This is a genomic window from Promicromonospora noduliphila (assembly GCF_056951025.1).
Window position 1 is genome coordinate 1,534,941 of record NZ_CM167806.1, and the last position, 17,043, is coordinate 1,551,983.

12 protein-coding genes are annotated in these 17,043 nt (G+C 72.3%); 6 read left to right on the forward strand and 6 right to left on the reverse strand.

From position 1 onward, the window contains the following. Positions 1 to 67 precede the first annotated feature (67 nt). Both aceB and aceA read right to left on the reverse strand, forming a co-directional pair. Complete coding sequence (aceB, locus tag AC0QU1_RS06655) at positions 68 to 1,963, reverse strand: malate synthase A (RefSeq protein ID WP_483575331.1); 1,896 nt, start codon at positions 1,961 to 1,963, stop codon at positions 68 to 70. Continuing rightward, entirely contained in the window at positions 1,963 to 3,324 is a 1,362-nt protein-coding gene (aceA, locus tag AC0QU1_RS06660) for an isocitrate lyase (protein ID WP_483575333.1), read from the reverse strand. The genes aceB and aceA overlap by 1 nt, the downstream gene beginning before the upstream one ends. Before the next feature lie 157 nt (positions 3,325 to 3,481). On the opposite strand from aceA, the gene AC0QU1_RS06665 reads away from it, so the two are divergent. Continuing rightward, positions 3,482 to 5,026: a helix-turn-helix domain-containing protein gene (locus tag AC0QU1_RS06665; protein WP_483575335.1), complete on the forward strand. Its 1,545-nt coding sequence runs from the start codon at positions 3,482 to 3,484 to the stop codon at positions 5,024 to 5,026. A 96-nt stretch (positions 5,027 to 5,122) separates the two neighbouring features. Here the strand turns inward: AC0QU1_RS06665 and AC0QU1_RS06670 are convergent, their stop codons facing one another. Together AC0QU1_RS06670 and AC0QU1_RS06675 are read right to left on the reverse strand one after the other, a co-directional pair. Next, positions 5,123 to 6,379, reverse strand: a complete 1,257-nt coding sequence (locus AC0QU1_RS06670; RefSeq protein ID WP_483575337.1) for a hypothetical protein — start codon at positions 6,377 to 6,379, stop codon at positions 5,123 to 5,125. A 35-nt stretch (positions 6,380 to 6,414) separates the two neighbouring features. Next, positions 6,415 to 7,713, reverse strand: coding sequence for a hypothetical protein (locus tag AC0QU1_RS06675; RefSeq protein WP_483575338.1), 1,299 nt, complete (start codon positions 7,711 to 7,713; stop codon positions 6,415 to 6,417). A gap of 234 nt (positions 7,714 to 7,947) precedes the next feature. Between AC0QU1_RS06675 and AC0QU1_RS06680 the strand changes: the two genes are divergently transcribed. The 4 genes from AC0QU1_RS06680 to AC0QU1_RS06695 all read left to right on the forward strand — a co-directional run bounded on the left by AC0QU1_RS06680 (position 7,948) and on the right by AC0QU1_RS06695 (position 13,108). Continuing rightward, on the forward strand, positions 7,948 to 8,805 hold the full coding sequence (locus tag AC0QU1_RS06680) for a CoA transferase subunit A (RefSeq protein WP_483575340.1): 858 nt from the start codon (positions 7,948 to 7,950) through the stop codon (positions 8,803 to 8,805). A 3-nt stretch (positions 8,806 to 8,808) separates the two neighbouring features. Further along, the gene (locus AC0QU1_RS06685) at positions 8,809 to 9,459 is read left to right on the forward strand and encodes a CoA transferase subunit B (protein WP_483575341.1); all 651 of its coding nucleotides are present in this window, start codon (positions 8,809 to 8,811) and stop codon (positions 9,457 to 9,459) included. A gap of 62 nt (positions 9,460 to 9,521) precedes the next feature. Further along, positions 9,522 to 11,780 (forward strand): DUF6351 family protein, encoded by a 2,259-nt coding sequence (locus AC0QU1_RS06690; protein ID WP_483575343.1) that lies wholly within the window; start codon positions 9,522 to 9,524, stop codon positions 11,778 to 11,780. Between the two features lie 68 nt (positions 11,781 to 11,848). Beyond that, positions 11,849 to 13,108 (forward strand): acetyl-CoA C-acyltransferase, encoded by a 1,260-nt coding sequence (locus AC0QU1_RS06695; protein ID WP_483575344.1) that lies wholly within the window; start codon positions 11,849 to 11,851, stop codon positions 13,106 to 13,108. A 32-nt stretch (positions 13,109 to 13,140) separates the two neighbouring features. Here the strand turns inward: AC0QU1_RS06695 and nhaA are convergent, their stop codons facing one another. Together nhaA and AC0QU1_RS06705 are read right to left on the reverse strand one after the other, a co-directional pair. Further along, complete coding sequence (gene nhaA / locus AC0QU1_RS06700; RefSeq protein WP_483575346.1) at positions 13,141 to 14,433, reverse strand: Na+/H+ antiporter NhaA; 1,293 nt, start codon at positions 14,431 to 14,433, stop codon at positions 13,141 to 13,143. Between the two features lie 202 nt (positions 14,434 to 14,635). Next, on the reverse strand, positions 14,636 to 15,199 hold the full coding sequence (locus AC0QU1_RS06705) for a DUF1697 domain-containing protein (protein ID WP_483575347.1): 564 nt from the start codon (positions 15,197 to 15,199) through the stop codon (positions 14,636 to 14,638). 505 nt (positions 15,200 to 15,704) lie between these two features. On the opposite strand from AC0QU1_RS06705, the gene phoH2 reads away from it, so the two are divergent. Continuing rightward, the gene (gene phoH2 / locus AC0QU1_RS06710) at positions 15,705 to 16,964 is read left to right on the forward strand and encodes an RNA 5'-3' helicase PhoH2 (RefSeq protein WP_483576643.1); all 1,260 of its coding nucleotides are present in this window, start codon (positions 15,705 to 15,707) and stop codon (positions 16,962 to 16,964) included. Positions 16,965 to 17,043 lie beyond the last annotated feature (79 nt).

Here is a 17,043-nt window from a genome sequence, read left to right on the forward strand (position 1 = left end):
GCGGCGGCCGGTCCGACGTCGGGCGGCTTGGAACGGGGCGCCACGGATCACCCGGGGCGCCCCGGGATCAGGGCCGGTCGGCGGGCGAGCCGACCAGGTACCCCTCGTAGGCGGGGTTCGTGAGGAACGCCGGGAAGTCGTCGCGCAGCGCGACGGCGCGGAACACGGCGGCCGCGTCGTCCACGCGGCTGCCCTCGCCGTGCGGTAGCGCGGCGACGACGTCGAGCAGGATCCCCTCGACGCGCTCGCGGGTCACGGGGAGCTGGTCGTCGTCGGTCACGGTGCCCGACGCGATCCACTGCCACACCTGTGACCGCGAGATCTCGGCGGTGGCGGCGTCCTCCATGAGGCTGTCCAGCGCGGCGGCCCCGGTACCGCGGAGCCACGCGTCGAGGTAGCGCACGGCCACCGAGACGTTCGACCGCAGGCCGGCCGACGTCACGGTCGCCCCGGACCGGCGGGCCGACGCGATGTCGAGCAGCTCGTGCTGGCCGACCACCACGTCGTCGCGCAGGCGCGAGACCTGGTGGGGCGCGTCGCCGAGCACGGCGTCGAACTCGGCCCGTGCCACCGGGATCAGGTCCGGATGGGCCACCCAGGTGCCGTCGAAGCCGTCGCCGGCCTCGCGCTTCTTGTCGGCGCTCACCTGGGCGAACGCGCGCTCCGTGACCTCAGGGCTGCGACGGTCCGGGATGAACGCGCTCATGCCGCCGATCGCGTGCGCCCCGCGCCTGTGGCACGTGGCCACCAGCAGCTCGGTGTACGCGCGCATGAACGGTGCGGTCATGGTCACCTGCGCGCGGTCCGGCAGCACGTAGGAGTCACCGCGGGTGCGGAAGCACTTGATCACCGAGAACAGGTAGTCCCAGCGCCCGGCGTTCAGCCCGGCGCAGTGGTCGCGCAGCTCGTAGAGGATCTCCTCCATCTCGAACGCGGCGGGCAGCGTCTCGATGAGCACCGTCGCGCGGACCGTGCCGCGCGGGATGCCGAGGGCGTCCTGCGCGACCTCGAACACCTCGTTCCACAGCCGCGCCTCCTTGTAGCCCTCCAGCTTGGGCAGGTAGAAGTACGGGCCGCGGCCGCGCGCGATGAGCTCGGCGGCGTTGTGGAAGAAGTAGAGGCCGAAGTCCACGAGGCTGCCCAGCGCGTTGCTCGTGATGCCGTTCGCGTCCGTGTAGCGCAGGTGGGCCTCGTCGAGGTGCCAGCCGCGCGGCCGGAACACGATGGTCGGCAGGTCCGCGATGTCCGACGACCGCAGCCGGTACTCCTTGCCCGCCTCGTTCGTGAAGCTGAGCGTGCCGCGGATCGCATCGTGCAGCGCGAGCTGCCCCTCGACCACATTGGGCCAGGTGGGGCTGGAGGCGTCCTCGGCGTCGGCCAGCCAGCACCTGGCACCTGAGTTGAGGGCGTTGATGGTCATCTTCAGGTCGGTCGGGCCGGTGATCTCGACGCGGCGGTCCTCCAGACCGGGCGCGTTCCGCGATCCGGCGACGCGCCAGTCCGGGTCGTCGCGCACCGGACGGGTCGAGGCCCGGAAGTCCGGGTCGGCGCCGTCCGCGATGTCCTGGCGGCGGAGCTGGCGCTGCGCGATCAGCTCGTCGCGCGCGGCGTCGAACCGGTCGTGGAGCAGGGCCAGGAAACCGAGCGCGTCGGGGGTGAGGATCTCGGCGTACCGCGGGCCGACCGGGCCGGTCACGGTGATCACGCCCCGCCGGGTGCCGGTCCCGGAGGCCCCGACGCCGCCGTTCGGCAGCGAGCCCGGTGCCGAGCTCCGCGGCGCGGGGGCGCCGTCGTCGGACCCGGGGGCGGACGGCGTGGTGCGGGGCCCCGCCGGGGTGGCGGCCGGAGCCGGAGCGGCGGGCGCGGACGCCGTGCGCGCCGGCGGTGTGCCGATCCCGGCCAGGCCGGCATCGGCGTCGTACGGGCTGGTGCCCTGGGCGCGGGTGTCGATCGTGGCGGTCATCAGAACTGCGCCGCCTCGGTCGAGCCGGCCAGGGCGGTGGTCGCCGAGTCCGGGTTGAGCGCCGTCGCGATGCGGTCGAAGTACCCGGTGCCGACCTCGCGCTGGTGCCGCGTGGCGGTGTAGCCGCGCTCCTCGGCGGCGAACTCCAGCTCCTGCAGCTTCACGTAGGCCGACATCTGCTCGCGGGCGTAGCCGTGGGCCAGGTCGAACATCGAGTAGTTCAGGGCGTGGAAGCCGGCCAGGGTGATGAACTGGAACTTGAACCCCATCGCGCCCAGCTCGCGCTGGAACTTCGCGATGGTGTCGTCGTCGAGGTGCTTCTTCCAGTTGAACGACGGCGAGCAGTTGTAGCTCAGCATCTGGTCCGGGAACTCCGCCTTGACGGCCTCGGCGAACTTGCGTGCGAGCTCCAGGTCCGGCGTGCCGGTCTCCATCCAGATCAGGTCGGCGTACGGCGCGTAGGCCTTGGCGCGGGCGATGCACGGCTCGATGCCGTTGGTCACCTTGTAGAAGCCCTCGGCGGTGCGCTCGCCGGTGATGAACGGGCGGTCGCGCTCGTCGACGTCGGACGTGATCAGGGTCGCCGCCTCGGCGTCGGTCCGGGCGATCACGATCGACGGCACGTCGGCGACGTCGGCCGCGAGGCGCGCCGCGTTCAGGGTGCGCACGTGCTGCTGGGTCGGGACCAGCACCTTGCCGCCCAGGTGGCCGCACTTCTTCTCCGAGGCGAGCTGGTCCTCCCAGTGCACGCCGGCGGCGCCGGACTGGATCATCGACTTCATCAGCTCGTACGCGTTGAGCGGGCCGCCGAAGCCGGCCTCGGCGTCGGCCACGATCGGGGCGAGCCAGTCGCGGGTGGGGGTGCCGTTCTCCTGGACGTCGATCTGGTCGGCGCGCAGCAGCGCGTTGTTGATGCGGCGGACCACCGCGGGCACCGAGTTGGCCGGGTAGAGCGACTGGTCGGGGTAGGTCTGCCCCGAGAGGTTCGCGTCGCCGGCGACCTGCCAGCCGGAGAGGTAGATGGCCTGCAGGCCGGCCTTGACCTGCTGCACCGCCTGGTTGCCGGTCAGCGCCCCGAGGGCGTTGATGTAGTCCTCCTCGTGGAGCTGCCGCCACAGCCGCTCGGCGCCGCGGCGGGCGAGGGTGTTCTCCTCGCCGACCGAGCCGCGCAGCGCGATGACGTCGTCGGCGGTGTAGGTGCGCTCGATGCCGGCCCAGCGCGGGTCGGACGCCCAGGACTGCCGCAGCTCGGCGGCGGTCTGCACCTGGTCGCCGGCGCGCACCGGGGTCGCCGCGGCGGCCGCCGCGGTCGTCTCGGCCTGGGGCGCCTGGGACGTGTGATCGATCGTGGGTGCGCTCATGGCGGGTCTCCTTCTCGGGCGGAACGTCTGTCACCTGGTCTGCTCGGTGACTTGAAACGACCTTCCGTCCTGCGCAACCCACTTCTCAAGCAGATCTGAGCAGAAGAAATTGAGTTCTTCTGTTGATCGGAAGCCTCTCCGTATGTCACCCTCGGGCATGGTAGAAACGACCGAGAATCGCAGAACCAGGCGAAACGCGCCTTCGTCACGTCCCGTACAGGGCGGACAGGCCGTGCGGTCGACGACGGCGGCCGCGCCGGCGGAGGCCGAGCCCGACGCCCTCACGATCGGGCGCCGCATCCGGCACCTGCGCACCAGCAAGGGCATGACGCTCGAAGACCTCGCCTCGGCGATCGACCGGGCGCCGTCGCAGGTCAGCACGCTGGAGAACGGCAAGCGGGAGCCTAAGTTCTCCCAGCTCCAGGCCATCGCCCGAGCGCTCGGCGCGAGCGTGGACGACCTCCTGTCGGCCGAGCCGCCGTCGGAGCGGGACGCGCTCGAGATCGAGCTCGAGCGCGTGCAGCGCGGCCCGCTGTTCGACTCCCTCGGGATCGAGGGCGTGCGCATCGGCAAGTCGCTGCCCCACGACGCGCTCGCGACCATCCTGGCGCTGCATCGCGAGCTGGAGCGCCTGCACACCGAGCGCGCGGCGACGCCGGAGGAGGCGCGGCGGGCCAACCGCGAGCTGCGCGACGACATGCGCGCCAAGGACAACTACCTGCCCGAGCTGGAGCAGGTCGCCAAGGGGCTGCTCGCCGACGTCGGGCACACCTCTGGGCCGCTGCCGCAGCGCATGGCCGCCGAGATCGCCGCGCATCTCGGCTTCACGCTGCACTACGTGAGCGACCTGCCGCACTCGACGCGCTCCGTGATCGATACCAGGAACCGGCGCCTGTACCTGCCGTCCAAGGGGTTCCGTGGCCGGTCGAACACCAGGTCAGCGCTGCTGCAGGCGCTCGCGTCGCACGTGCTCGATCACACCGAGCCGCGCCACTACGGCGACTTCCTGCGCCAGCGCGTCGAGGCCAACTACCTGGCGGCGGCCCTCATGGTGCCGGAGAAGCCGGGCGTGAAGTTCCTGCGCGACGCCAAGGACGAGCGCGCCATCGCCATCGAGGACCTGCGCGACGCCTTCGGGGTGTCGTTCGAGACCGCGGCGCACCGGTTCACCAACCTCGCCACCCGGCACCTCGGCATCCCGGTGCACTTCATGAAGGTCCACGAGTCGGGGATCCTGCACAAGGCCTACGAGAACGACGGCGTGCGGTTCCCCTCGGACGCGCTCGGCGCCGTCGAGGGCCAGCACGTGTGCAAGAAGTGGACGGCGCGCCGGGTGTTCGACGTCGAGGACCGGTTCAACCCGTACGCGCAGTACACGGACACGCCGTCGGGCACCTACTGGTGCACCTCGCGGGTGGAGAACACCTCCGACGGCGCGTTCTCCGTGTCGGTGGGGGTGCCGTTCGCGCACGTCAAGTGGTTCGAGGGGCGCGAGGCGACGGAACGAGCGTCGTCGTCGTGCCCGGACGAGTCGTGCTGCCGCCGTCCGCCGGAGGACCTGGACGCGAAGTGGCGCGACTACTCCTGGCCCTCGGCGCGGCCGCACGCGTCGATGCTGGCCGCGATGCCCTCGGGTGCGTACCCAGGGGTGGAGACCACGGAGGTCTACCGGTTCCTGGAGCGGCACGCGCCCGAGGACTGAGTGCGGCACGCGCCCGAGGACTGAGTGCGGCACGCGCCCGAGGACTGAGTGCGGCACGCGCCCGAGGACTGAGCACGCGCGCCTGAGGGCGACGGTTCAGTGCGTGAAGAACCGCATCGAGTAGTAGCCGTCCCTGTCACCCATCGGGTCGGCCCAGTACTCCTCGTACAGGAACTCCACCACCACCGGACCGAGGGTGTTCGCCTCGATCTGGAACGGGCCGCCCGTCGTGTAGGTGCCGAGGTCCACCTCGTTGAGCACGTCGTCCCACCGGCTGACCGTGACCAGCTCGGCGATGTCGGGGCAGGGCGCCTGGGGGTCGTCCGAGCGGCGGATGCCCACGCCGACGTAGGCCCGGCCGCCCGGCACCATGCCGACGCCGAGCTCGATCCCCCCGTCGCAGTCCGGGTCGCGCGGTGCGACGTGGGACCACAGCACTGCCTCGTCGTGCCACGACGACTCGATGTAGCGCGTCCGGATCTCGTACCTCTCGTCCACCCTGGCCGGCCAGACGACGCGCGTCCCGGTGGCGCCGGTGGCGAGCTGGGCCCGGACGCTCGTGCGGAACTGGTAGGCCAGCGGCGTGCTGGTGGTCGCCTGCCGGAAGAGCAGGTTGCCGGCGACGAGCGTCTCGCGCCCCTGGCCGTCGGTGGCGAGCGTGAGGTTCGGCGGCGCGGGGTCGTTGACGGTGCCGACGGTCTGCGGCGTGGACCACGAGGTGGACCCCGCCAGGACGGTCGAGCGCATGATCCGCGAGGTCGCGCCGGAGGGCGTCGCCCAGACCACCGTCGTCTTCCCGGCGTCGTTCAGGACGACGTCGCGGAGCGTCGCGTCAGCGGGCAGGTCCGTGACCTGCACGGTCTGCCAGGTGCCGCCCCGGGGGAGCCGGCTGAGGTACGTGGCACCGGTCGGCCCGGTCCACAGGACCGCGGCGTCGCCGTCGGCATTGCCGACGACGTCGGCGTCCAGCATGCCCTCCGCGATGGTCACGGGCTCGCCCCACGAGGTGCCGTCGAAGACGTACGACAGGTTGCCGACGACCGCGACGGCATAGTTCTCCGGCCCGGTGACGACTCCGCCGTCGGAGCGCGGCAAGACCCTGGTCTCCGACCAGTCGTCCTCGTACCCGTGCTCGAGGGCCGAGTAGTAGAGGTAACCGCCCTCGGGAAGGAGGACGTCGAACACCCGGCCCGACGCCGAGACGCTGACGTCGCGGTGGGCGAGACCGTGGCGCTCCGGCCACCCCTGCATGGGGTCGCCGGGTGCGGCGGCGGCCGGGCCGGCTCCGAGGCCGGTCAGCAGCGCGCACACCGCGGTGGCCGCTGCGGCTCGGGTGATGGACAAGGGACGCATCAGGGCTCCTGGGTTGAGCGACGGAGGAGGTTCGGTCAGCGGTTGAAGAACTTCAGCGAGTACAGGCCGTCGGGCTGGTCCTCGGACAGGGGGTCGGCGTGGTCGTCCCAGTGCTTGAACTCCACCGCGATCGGACCGGCGGCCCCCGCGGCCACCTGGAACTCGTCGCCCTCGGCGAAGTAGCCGAGGGGCTGCTCGTTCAGGACCCGGTCGGCGCGGTCGACGGCGAGGAACGAGGCGACGTCCGGGCACCTGCCGTCGGAGTCGATGCTGCGGGTGAGGCCGACGGCGACGTACGACCGGCCGCCAGGGACCATTCCCACGCCGAAGGCGAAGGGATAGAGCCCGAAGTTGCTGACGCACCGCGTCTCGGGGTACGACCAGAGGGTGGTCCGCGGCTGCTGGGTCTCGTCGTCGAACAGCACGGAGCGAATCTCGAAGGAGTCGTCCTCCGCCCTGGCGGGCCACACCACGCGGGTCGCCGAGTCACCGGTGGCGAGCTTGGCGTAGGTGCTCGTGCGCATCCGGTACTCCAGCGGCCGGCTGGTGCTCGGTTGCCGCCAGAGCCGGTTGCCGCCGACCACCGTCTCGCGCCCCTCGCCGTCGGAGGCGATCGAGAGGTTCGGCGCGGGGTCGTTCACGATCCCGACGGTCTGCGGCGAGGACCAGTCGGTACGTCCCGCGTGCACGACCGACCGCAGGATGGCCGCGTTCTCGCCGGACGGCGCCGCCCAGACCACCGTGGTCTTGCCCTGCTCGTTGAGCACGACGTCGGCGGGCACCTCCGTCGGGACGCCCGGGAGCTCCAGCAGCGTCCACTCGCCGCCGCGGGGCAGCCGGGCCAGCACGGTGCCTCCGCCCTCCAACGAGGACCGTCGCAGGAGCACCGACACGTCGCCCTCGGAGTTCGCGTCCATGTCGACGTCGCTGACCCTGCCCTCGTAGAAGCTCGCGGCATCGGTCCAGGCAGAACCGTCGTACAGGCGGTAGCTGTCGTACGAGATGGTCACGGCGTAGTTGCCGGGTCCGGTCGCGAGGTGGTCGCCGAAGGGCGAGCCGCGGTCGGGCGTGCGGACCCACTCCTCGAAGAGCCCGTGCTCCAGGTAGTCCACGACCTTGTAGCCGGGGTCCGAGCTGGCGTTCACGAAGACCCGACCGGTGTCGGACACGGCCACCTGGCGCTGGGCCTCCTCGGGCCGCGGCGCCCAGCCGGGCGCCGGATCGCCTGGCACGGCCCCGGCCGGGACGGCGGTGAGGCCGACGAGCAGCGCGCCGGCCGCGGCGGCGACGGCGCCTCTGACGGCGGTGGTTCGGCGGGTCGACGTGCTACGCATGATCACTCCTGGGCGTCACTGCACAACGTACGCAGCCGCGGCGCCGCGGCCGCGCCCTGGCCGGGCGGCCGGCATCAGTTCGATCGTGGCACGGCTGATTCGTATCAGCACCCAAACTGTGACGGTTGGGCCGAAGAACCAGGGTGAAACGCAGGACCGCACCGCCGGTACTGCCATGACGAACGATGCAGTGTGACACTGGGCGCACGTGACCTGAGTGGAACGGAGTCGAGGATGACTGAGCTGGGCCAGGCCGCACCGGGCGCCGGAGCGGTGAGCAGCGGGTTCGACAAGGTGGTCGCGAGCGCGGCCGAGGCCGTCGCCGACATCCCGGACGGCGCGTCGCTCGCCGTCGGCGGGTTCGGCCTGTGCGGCAACCCGATAGGGCTGATCGAGGCGCTGCTGGCGCAGGGAACGTCCGGCCTGTCGGTGGTGAGCAACAACTGCGGCGTCGACGACTGGGGCCTTGGTGTGCTGCTGAACGCGCACCGCATCGCCAAGATGACCAGCTCCTACGTGGGCGAGAACAAGGAGTTCGAGCGGCAGTTCCTCTCGGGCGAGCTCGAGCTGGAGCTCACGCCGCAGGGCACGCTCGCCGAGAAGCTCCGCGCCGGCGGCGCCGGCATCGCGGCGTTCTTCACCCGCACGGGCGTCGGCACCCAGGTGGCCGACGGCGGCCTCCCGCGCCGGTACGACGGCGCTGGCGGCGTGGCCGTCGCATCGCCCGCCAAGGAGGTGCGCACGTTCGGCAGCGGCGACGACGCCGGCGAGTACGTGCTCGAAGAGGCCATTTCGACCGACTTCGCGCTGGTGCACGCCCTGCGCGGCGACCGGCACGGGAACCTCGTGTTCAACAAGTCGGCCCGCAACTTCTCGCCGCTCGCCGCGATGGCGGGGCGCGTGTGCATCGCGCAAGTCGAGGAGCTCGTCGAGCCGGGCGAGATCGACCCGGACGCCGTGCATCTGCCCGGGGTCTACGTGCACCGCATCGTGCACGTCGGCACCGACATCGAGAAGCGGATCGAACGGCGCACGGTCGCCGCCCCGGCGCAGCCGGCGCCGTCGGGCACCGCGGACCCGAAGGGAGCCTGAACCATGGCACTGACGCGACAGGAGATGGCCGCGCGCGCCGCGCGCGAGCTGGCCGACGGCATGTACGTGAACCTGGGTATCGGGCTGCCGACGCTCGTGCCCAACTACGTGCCGCAGGGCAGGCACCTGGTGCTGCAGTCCGAGAACGGGATCCTCGGCGTGGGGCCGTACCCGACGGAGGACCAGGTGGACCCCGACCTGATCAACGCGGGCAAGGAGACGGTGACGCTGCTGCCCGGCTCGTCGATCTTCGACTCGGCGACCTCGTTCGGCATGATCCGCGGCGGCAAGATCGACGCGGCGATCCTCGGCGGCATGCAGGTGTCGGCCGCGGGCGACCTGGCCAACTGGATGATCCCCGGCAAGATGGTCAAGGGCATGGGCGGCGCCATGGACCTGGTGCACGGTGCGGGCCGGGTGATCGTCCTCATGGAGCACGTGGCGCGTGACGGGTCGCCGAAGATCCTGCACGAGTGCTCCCTGCCCCTGACCGGCAAGGGCGTGGTGAACCGGATCATCACCGACCTGGCCGTGCTCGACGTGACCCCGTCCGGGCTGGTCCTGCGGGAGCTCGCGCCAGGCGTGACGGCCGAGGAGGTCGCCGAGCGGACGGAGCCGGAGCTCACGGTGGAGCTCGCCGCGACGCCGGGCTGAGCCGCTCCGGGCCGGGTATACGCTTCGGCTCTCGTGCTGCCAGCTCAATGAGGAGTTGCTCCATGCCCGTGCCCGCGCGCCTTGCGTCCCTGCGCCCTGTGCCCGTTCGTCCGCGTCGCCGCCGTCGGCTGCTGACCGGCCTGGTCGCCGTCGCGCTGTTCGTCCCACCCGTGGCGACGTCCGCCGCCGCGGACGTCGCCACGACGGGCGACCGGCTGCGGATCACCACCGTGTCCAGCAGGCCGGACGCCGTGAGCGGCGCCGAGACCCTGGTCCGCGTCGGCGTCCCCGACGGGGTCGCGGCGGGCGAGGTGACGGTGACCCGCGACGGCGTGGACGTCACCGACCTGTTCCGGTCCGACGGCGGCGGCCTGCTCGGCCTCGTCGACGGGCTCGAACCCGGCCCGCACAACCTGGTCGCCCAGGCGCCCGGCGTGGCGACGTCGGCCCTGCGGGTCCGGGTGCACCCGGCGACGGGACCGGTGTTCTCCGGGCCGCAGGAGGAGCCGTTCTACTGCGAGACGACCGAGTACCGGAGCCCGGCGGGTGTCCGGGGCGGGCCGCCGATCGACGAGTACTGCTCGCTCGCGACGCGGGTCGAGTACCTGTACCGCACCACGGGCGGCGCGTTCCGGCGGCTGCCGGACCCGGCCCGACACCCCGCCGACCTCGCCACGACCACGACGCTCGACGGCGTGGAGGTCCCGTACATCGTGCGGGTCGAGATCGGCACGGCGAACCGCGGCATCTACGAGATCGCGAGCCTGCACGACCCGGCGGGCGAGCCTGCGCCGACGGCGCATCAGCGCAGCAGGGGCTGGAACGGCCGGCTGGTCTACACGTTCGGCGGCGGCTGCCGCGGCGGCTGGTACCAGCAGGGCGCCGCGACGGGCGGCGTCATGGTCCACACGATGCTGTCGCGCGGCTTCGCCGTCGCCTCGAACACGCTCAACGCGTTCGGCAACAACTGCTCGGACCTGCTGACCACCGAGTCGCTCGCGATGACGCGGGAGCGGTTCATCGAGGCGTACGGCGAACCCCGCTACACGATGGGCTGGGGCTGCTCGGGCGGCGCCTACCAGGCGCACCAGGCCGCCGACTCCTACCCGGGCCTGCTGGACGGGATCATCGTGGGCTGCAGCTTTCCCGACGTCGGCTTCGGCACGTCGCAGAAGCTCGCCGACGCGCGCCTGCTGCACACCTGGTTCACCGGCGACGAACCCGGCGCCGACACCTTCACCGCCGAGCAGCAGCTCGCGGTAGCGGGCTTCGGGGTCCACGCGGCGATCGCCACGCAGAGCGACGGCGCGAAGCGCCTCGACCCCGACGCCGAGTTCGACGCGTCGGTGCCGCTGGAGGTGCGCTACGACGCCGTGACCAACCCGACCGGCGCCCGCGCGACCGTCTGGGACCACACCCGCAACGTGTACGGGATCAACCAGGGCACCGGGTTCGCGCGGCGGCCCCTGGACAACGTGGGCGTGGAGTACGGCCTGGCCGCGCTGCGGGACGGCACGATCACCGTGGACCAGTTCCTCGACCTGAACGCGGGTATCGGCGGCTTCGACATCGACGCGGAGCCGACGGCCGAGCGGATCGAGGCCGACCCGGCGGCCCGCCGGGCGGCGTACCACACCGGCCGGATGCTCGACGGCGGGCGCGGGCTGTCCCGGACGCCGATCATCGACTTCCGCGCCTACACCGACGGCCTGCCGGGCGGCGACATCCACATGCGCTACCACTCGTTCTCCACGCAGGAGCGGCTGATCGAGGCCAACGGCGACGCCGACAACCAGGTGATGCTGGTCCAGGACAACACCTACGGCGGCCTCGACGCCGACAACCCGGTGCTGGTCCAGGCCCTCGAGCAGATGGACCGCTGGATCCTGGCCGTGGAGGCCGCCACCGTGGACGCGCCGTGGCGCGACCCGCACGACGTCGTGGTGGACAGCAAGCCGGCCGACCTGGTCGACGCGTGCTGGACGCCGGGACCCATCGGCTCGCCGGAGGAGCTGGTGAGCAAGAAGATCGTCGAGGACATCCGCCTCGGCGCCGGGCGGTGCGACGAGCTGTACCCGACGTTCGGGTCGCCGCGGATCGTCGCGGGCGGCCCGCTGGCCAGCGACGTGATCACGTGCCGTCTCACCTCGCCCGACCGCTTCGGCTACCCGGCCATGACCACCCGGCAGTGGCACCGGCTGCGGCACGTCTTTCCCGACGGCGTGTGCGACTACACGCGGCCGGGCGTCGACGAGTCCCCGATGGGCGGCACCTGGGCGTTCTTCTCGGCGCCCGGACGCTGGGACTTCGCGGAGTGGTGACGGCTCCGGGCTGCCGCTGCCCGGAACCGGCGGAGATACGCTGAGTACGGACGACCAAAGGAGGTCCCATGACTGACCCGAACACCACCCGGGCGAGCGCCACGAGCGCTGCGCGGGGTGCCGAGAACAGCGCTGACAAGAACGGCGCCGACGATGTGGTGATCGTCTCGGCGGCGCGGACGCCGCAGGGGCGGCTGAAAGGGTCGCTGGCGGCGCTCAGCGCCGTCGAGCTGGGCGCGGTAGCGGCGCGGCGCGCCCTGGAGAGTGCAGGTCCGCTGGCCGCCGACGTCGACAAGGTGATCTTCGGCCAGGTGATCCAGGCAGGCGCCGGGCAGAACCCGGCCCGGCAGACCGCGGTCGCCGCGGGCGTCCCCTGGGACGTGCAGGCGGTCACGGTCAACAAGGTCTGCCTCTCCGGGCTGACGGCGATCATCGACGGGGCGCGGCTGCTGCGCACGGGCGAGGCGGCGGTGGTGCTCGCGGGCGGGCAGGAGTCGATGACGAACGCGCCGCACCTGCTGCCGGGCTCGCGCTTCGGGTTCGGCTACGGCACGGCGGAGCTGCTGGATGCGACGGCGCACGACGCCCTGACCGACGCGTTCGACGGCGTCTCCATGGGCATCTCGACCGAGGACCACAACTCCGGGCCGGTGTTCGTGTCGCGGCAGGAGCAGGACGAGATCGCCGCGGCGTCGCACCAGCGGGCCGCCGCGGCGGCCAAGGACGGGATGTTCGAGGCGGAGCTCGCGCCGGTGTCGGTGCCGCAGCGCCGCGGCGAACCCGTCGAGGTGCGCACCGACGAGGGCGTGCGCCCCGACACCACGCCCGAGTCGCTGGCGAAGCTGCGCCCGGCGTTCAAGGGCGAGGGCACGCTGACGGCGGGCAACTCGTCGCAGATCTCCGACGGCGCCTCGGCGCTCGTGCTCACCACCCGCGGCCGGGCCGAGGCGGCGGGCGTGCCCGTGCTCGCGACGGTCCGCGCGCACGGTCAGGTGGCCGGCCCCGACAACTCGCTGCACTCCCAGCCCGCGCGGGCGATCGCCCAGGCCCTGGAGCGCCAGGGGTGGACGGCGTCCGACCTCGACCTCGTGGAGATCAACGAGGCGTTCGCCGTGGTGGTCGGGGTCTCCGCGAAGGCGCTCGGGCTGCCGCTGGACATCGTGAACGTGCACGGCGGCGGGATCTCGCTGGGGCACCCCGTCGGGGCGTCCGGCGCGCGCATCGCCGTGCACGCCGCGCACGAGCTGGCCCGCCGCGGGGGCGGCCGGGCCGCCGTCGGCCTGTGCGGCGGCGGGGGGCAGGGCGAGGCGCTGCTCCTGGAGGTGTGAGCCGGGCGTGACGCCGGGGGCCGCGGGGCCGCTCAGTGGGTCTCGCGGTCCTTGGCGTCGCCGATGTAGTCCTTGATGTCGTCGGACACACCGTCGAGGTTCATGTCGGCGGCCCGGGCGTGCCGCGCGTCCCAGCGCAGCGAGACGGCGCCGAGGATCGCGGCGAGCACCGACCCGCCGAGGATCGCGATCTTCGCACCGTCGGCGTGCTCGGAGTCGCCGAAGGACAGCTCGCTGATCAGCAGCGACACGGTGAACCCGATGCCGGCCAGCAGCCCGACGGGCAGCAGGTCGCGCACGCCGATGCCCGCGGGCAGACGCAGCGGCGTGAGGCGGGTGACCAGCGCGGTGGTGCCGAGGACGCCCACGAGCTTGCCCAGCACGAGGCCAGCGGCGATCGCCGCGACGACCGGCTGGCCGAGCACCGCGCCCGGCCCCGCGCCGTCGATCAGCGAGACGCCCGCCGCGAAGAACGCGAACACGGGCAGCGCGAAGCCGGACGAGAAGGGCCGGAGCCGGTGCTCGTACCGCGTGGTGCGCGACGTGGCCTCGCCGTGCAGCGCGACGGCCGGGACGGTGAACCCGAGCAGCACGCCCGCGATGGTCGCGTGCACACCGGACGAGTGCATGCAGGCCCAGGCCACGACGGCCAGCGGGAGCAGCACGAACCACCGTGGCCTGCCCGAGCGCACGTGCCACGCGAACAGCGCGACGCACACCAGCGCGCCGAGCAGGGGCCACCAGTGGATCTCCTCGGTGTAGAAGATCGCGATCACGATGATCGCCAGCAGGTCGTCCACCACGGCGAGCGTGAGCAGGAAGGTGCGGATCGCCGTCGGCAGGCCGCGGCCGAAGATCGCCAGGACGCCGACGGCGAACGCGATGTCGGTGGCGGTGGGGATGGCCCAGCCGTGCAGGGCGCCGCCGTCGCCGAGCGCCAGGAGGGTGCCGACGTAGATGAGTGCGGGCATCACCATCCCGCCGACCGCGGCGATCATGGGGACGCCCGCTTCCTTCGGGTTGCGCAGGCTGCCCGCCACGAACTCCTGCTTGAGCTCCACGCCCACCACGAAGAAGAAGATCGCGAGCAGCCCGTCGGCGGCCCAGGCGGTCAGCGGCAGGTCGAGGTGCACCGGGACGGGCCCGATCGCGGCGGGACCCACCACGGTGTCCGACAGCGTCAGGTACGCGTCCCGCCAGGGGGAGTTGGCCCAGACCAGGGCCAGGAACGCCGCGCCGATCAGGAGCGCTCCGCCGGTCGTCTCGCGGGAGATCCAGGTGCGCAGACGCTGGATGCGGGTAGGGGCAGGAGCGTTACCGATCAACGGCTGTCCTCTCGGGTTCGTGGGTCGTCACGGACGGACCGGACCATGCCGAACGCATGGCGATCCACGCCGACCAGACTTCCCGGCACACCCTGGCTTTACCCTACCTGTCGTATCGGCAGGCGGCGTTGCCCGCTCTGTTGCCGCGCCTTGCTGCTCGGTCGCGGCGGGTGGTCGGGCCGGCTCGGTCGTCTCTGCGGCGCTACGTCGAGTTCAGCTCGGCACAGGCCTTGCGGAGCCGGGTGATCGTGTTCCAGCGGCGCGCGGTGGTCGGCGAGCCGACGGCGGTGTCGACGAGCTTTGGCGTGAGCTTCGACCGGCCGATCCCGTCCACGTAGTGCACGTACAGCACGCCGACGGCGGTCGCGAGCATCTCCCGGCCGGGGTTGGCCAGGTCGAGCCGGGCGACGCCCGCCTCGTCGAGGTCGCCGAGCGGGACGTGGACCTGCAGGTGGGACGGGTCGTCCCGCGCGGCGGCGGGGAAGGGGTTGGCCTCCGCGATCGTCTCGAGCTGCGCGTCGCTCAGCCCGACGGCGGGCACGTCCTGGCCCAGCTGGGCGGTGAGCCGTTCCCGCACGAGCCGCGCCACGTCGTCGGCCCTGGTGGCGCCGGACCTGCCCGCCGTGACCACGAGGTTGCCGCTGTTGAGCAGCGTGCGCGCGTCGGCGAAGCCGGCGTCGTCGGCGGCGCCGCGCAGGTCGGCGGACGTGACGCGCAGGCCGGGGCCGACGTTGACGGCGCGGAGGAGGACGGCGAAAGAAGCCATGGCTCCTATCCTGCCGCTTGGGCGTGGCTTCCAGCGAGTTTTGCAATCTCTTGGAGAAAAAGTCAAGCCATTGCCACCGTGTGAACAGTTCGTGACAACTTGCGACCCGCCGGGGCGAGAGTCTGGTCACGGGATGGCAGGGCGCGTAGGTTCCATTTCAGGGACGGCACCCAGTCGCCCCTTCGGGAGGCCAACCTATGGAGTGCTCGCTCCGTGGAGAAGGGCCGGTCCCGGCTCTGCGCCACGCCGCGGCGCGCCGAGTCGGTCACCCGGCCCATCCACCAGCCCCGGTTCGACCGGGTCGGTTCCGCCGACAGGCGGTGCTCGCCAGGTAGCGACGAGGTTGTCACGGCGCTTCGGCGCCGGAGGGAGAACCGCAGTGAGCCATTCCGCACCCACCACCCGTCCGACCGAACAGAGTGCCGACGCCGCTTCCGGCGCGGCAGGTGATGATCGCAGGACCTTCGTCATCGACACGTCCGTGCTGTTGAGTGACCCGAGGGCGATGCTGCGGTTCGCGGAGCACGACGTCGTACTCCCGATCGTGGTCGTCACGGAGCTGGAGGCCAAGCGCCACCATGCCGAGCTCGGGTACTTCGCCCGGAGCGCCTTGCGGATGCTGGACGGGCTGCGCGTGCAGCACGGCCGCCTCGACTCACCGGTCCCCGTGGGGGACGCGGGCGGCACCCTGCGGGTGGAGCTGAACCACGTCGACCCGACCGTCCTGCCCGCCGGCTTCCGGCTGGGCGACAACGACACGCGGATCCTCGCGGTGGCCGCCAACCTCGCTGCCGAGGGCAACGCCGTGACCGTGGTCTCCAAGGACCTGCCGATGCGGGTGAAGGCGTCCGCGGTCGGCCTGCAGGCCGAGGAGTACCGGGCCGAGCTCGCGGTCGACTCCGGCTGGACGGGGATGCGCGAGATCGGCCTGTCGGCCGAGCAGATGAGCACGCTCTGGGACGAGGAGTCCATCGAGATCGCGCAGCTCGATCCCGCGACCGTCGAGGCCGCCGCGCCGCTGCTGGTGCACACCGGCCTGGTGATCCAGGCGCCGGGCGGCTCCGCGCTGGGCCGGGTGACGGCGGACAAGCGGGTGCGGCTGGTCCGCGGCGACCAGGAGGTGTTCGGCGTGCACGGCCGCTCGGCCGAGCAGCGCGTGGCGATCGACCTGCTGCTCGACGAGGAGATCGGGATCGTCTCGCTCGGCGGCCGGGCCGGCACGGGCAAGTCGGCGCTCGCCCTGTGCGCCGGCCTGGAGTCCGTGCTGGAGCGGCGCCAGCACCGCAAGGTGGTCGTGTTCCGGCCGCTGTACGCGGTGGGCGGGCAGGAGCTGGGCTACCTGCCCGGTTCCGAGTCCGAGAAGATGAACCCGTGGTCGCAGGCCGTCTACGACACGCTCGGCGCGCTGGTCTCGCCCGACGTCGTCGACGAGGTCATCGCGCGCGACATGCTCGAGGTGCTGCCGCTCACGCACATCCGCGGGCGCTCGCTGCACGACTCGTTCGTCATCGTCGACGAGGCGCAGTCCCTGGAGCGGAACGTCCTGCTGACGGTGCTCTCGCGGATCGGCCAGAGCTCGCGCGTGGTGCTCACCCACGACGTCGCCCAGCGTGACAACCTGCGGGTGGGGCGGCACGACGGCGTCGCGGCGGTCATCGAGGCGCTCAAGGGCCACCCGCTCTTCGCGCACGTCACGCTGACCCGGTCGGAGCGCTCGCCCGTCGCGGCGCTGGTGACCGACATGCTGGAGCGGCTGGAGGTCTGAGCTCGTTCGCGCGCCTGGCGGGCGTGGCGACGTGTCAGGCGCTCAGGTCACCGGGGTGGCCTGAGCGCCTGACACGTTC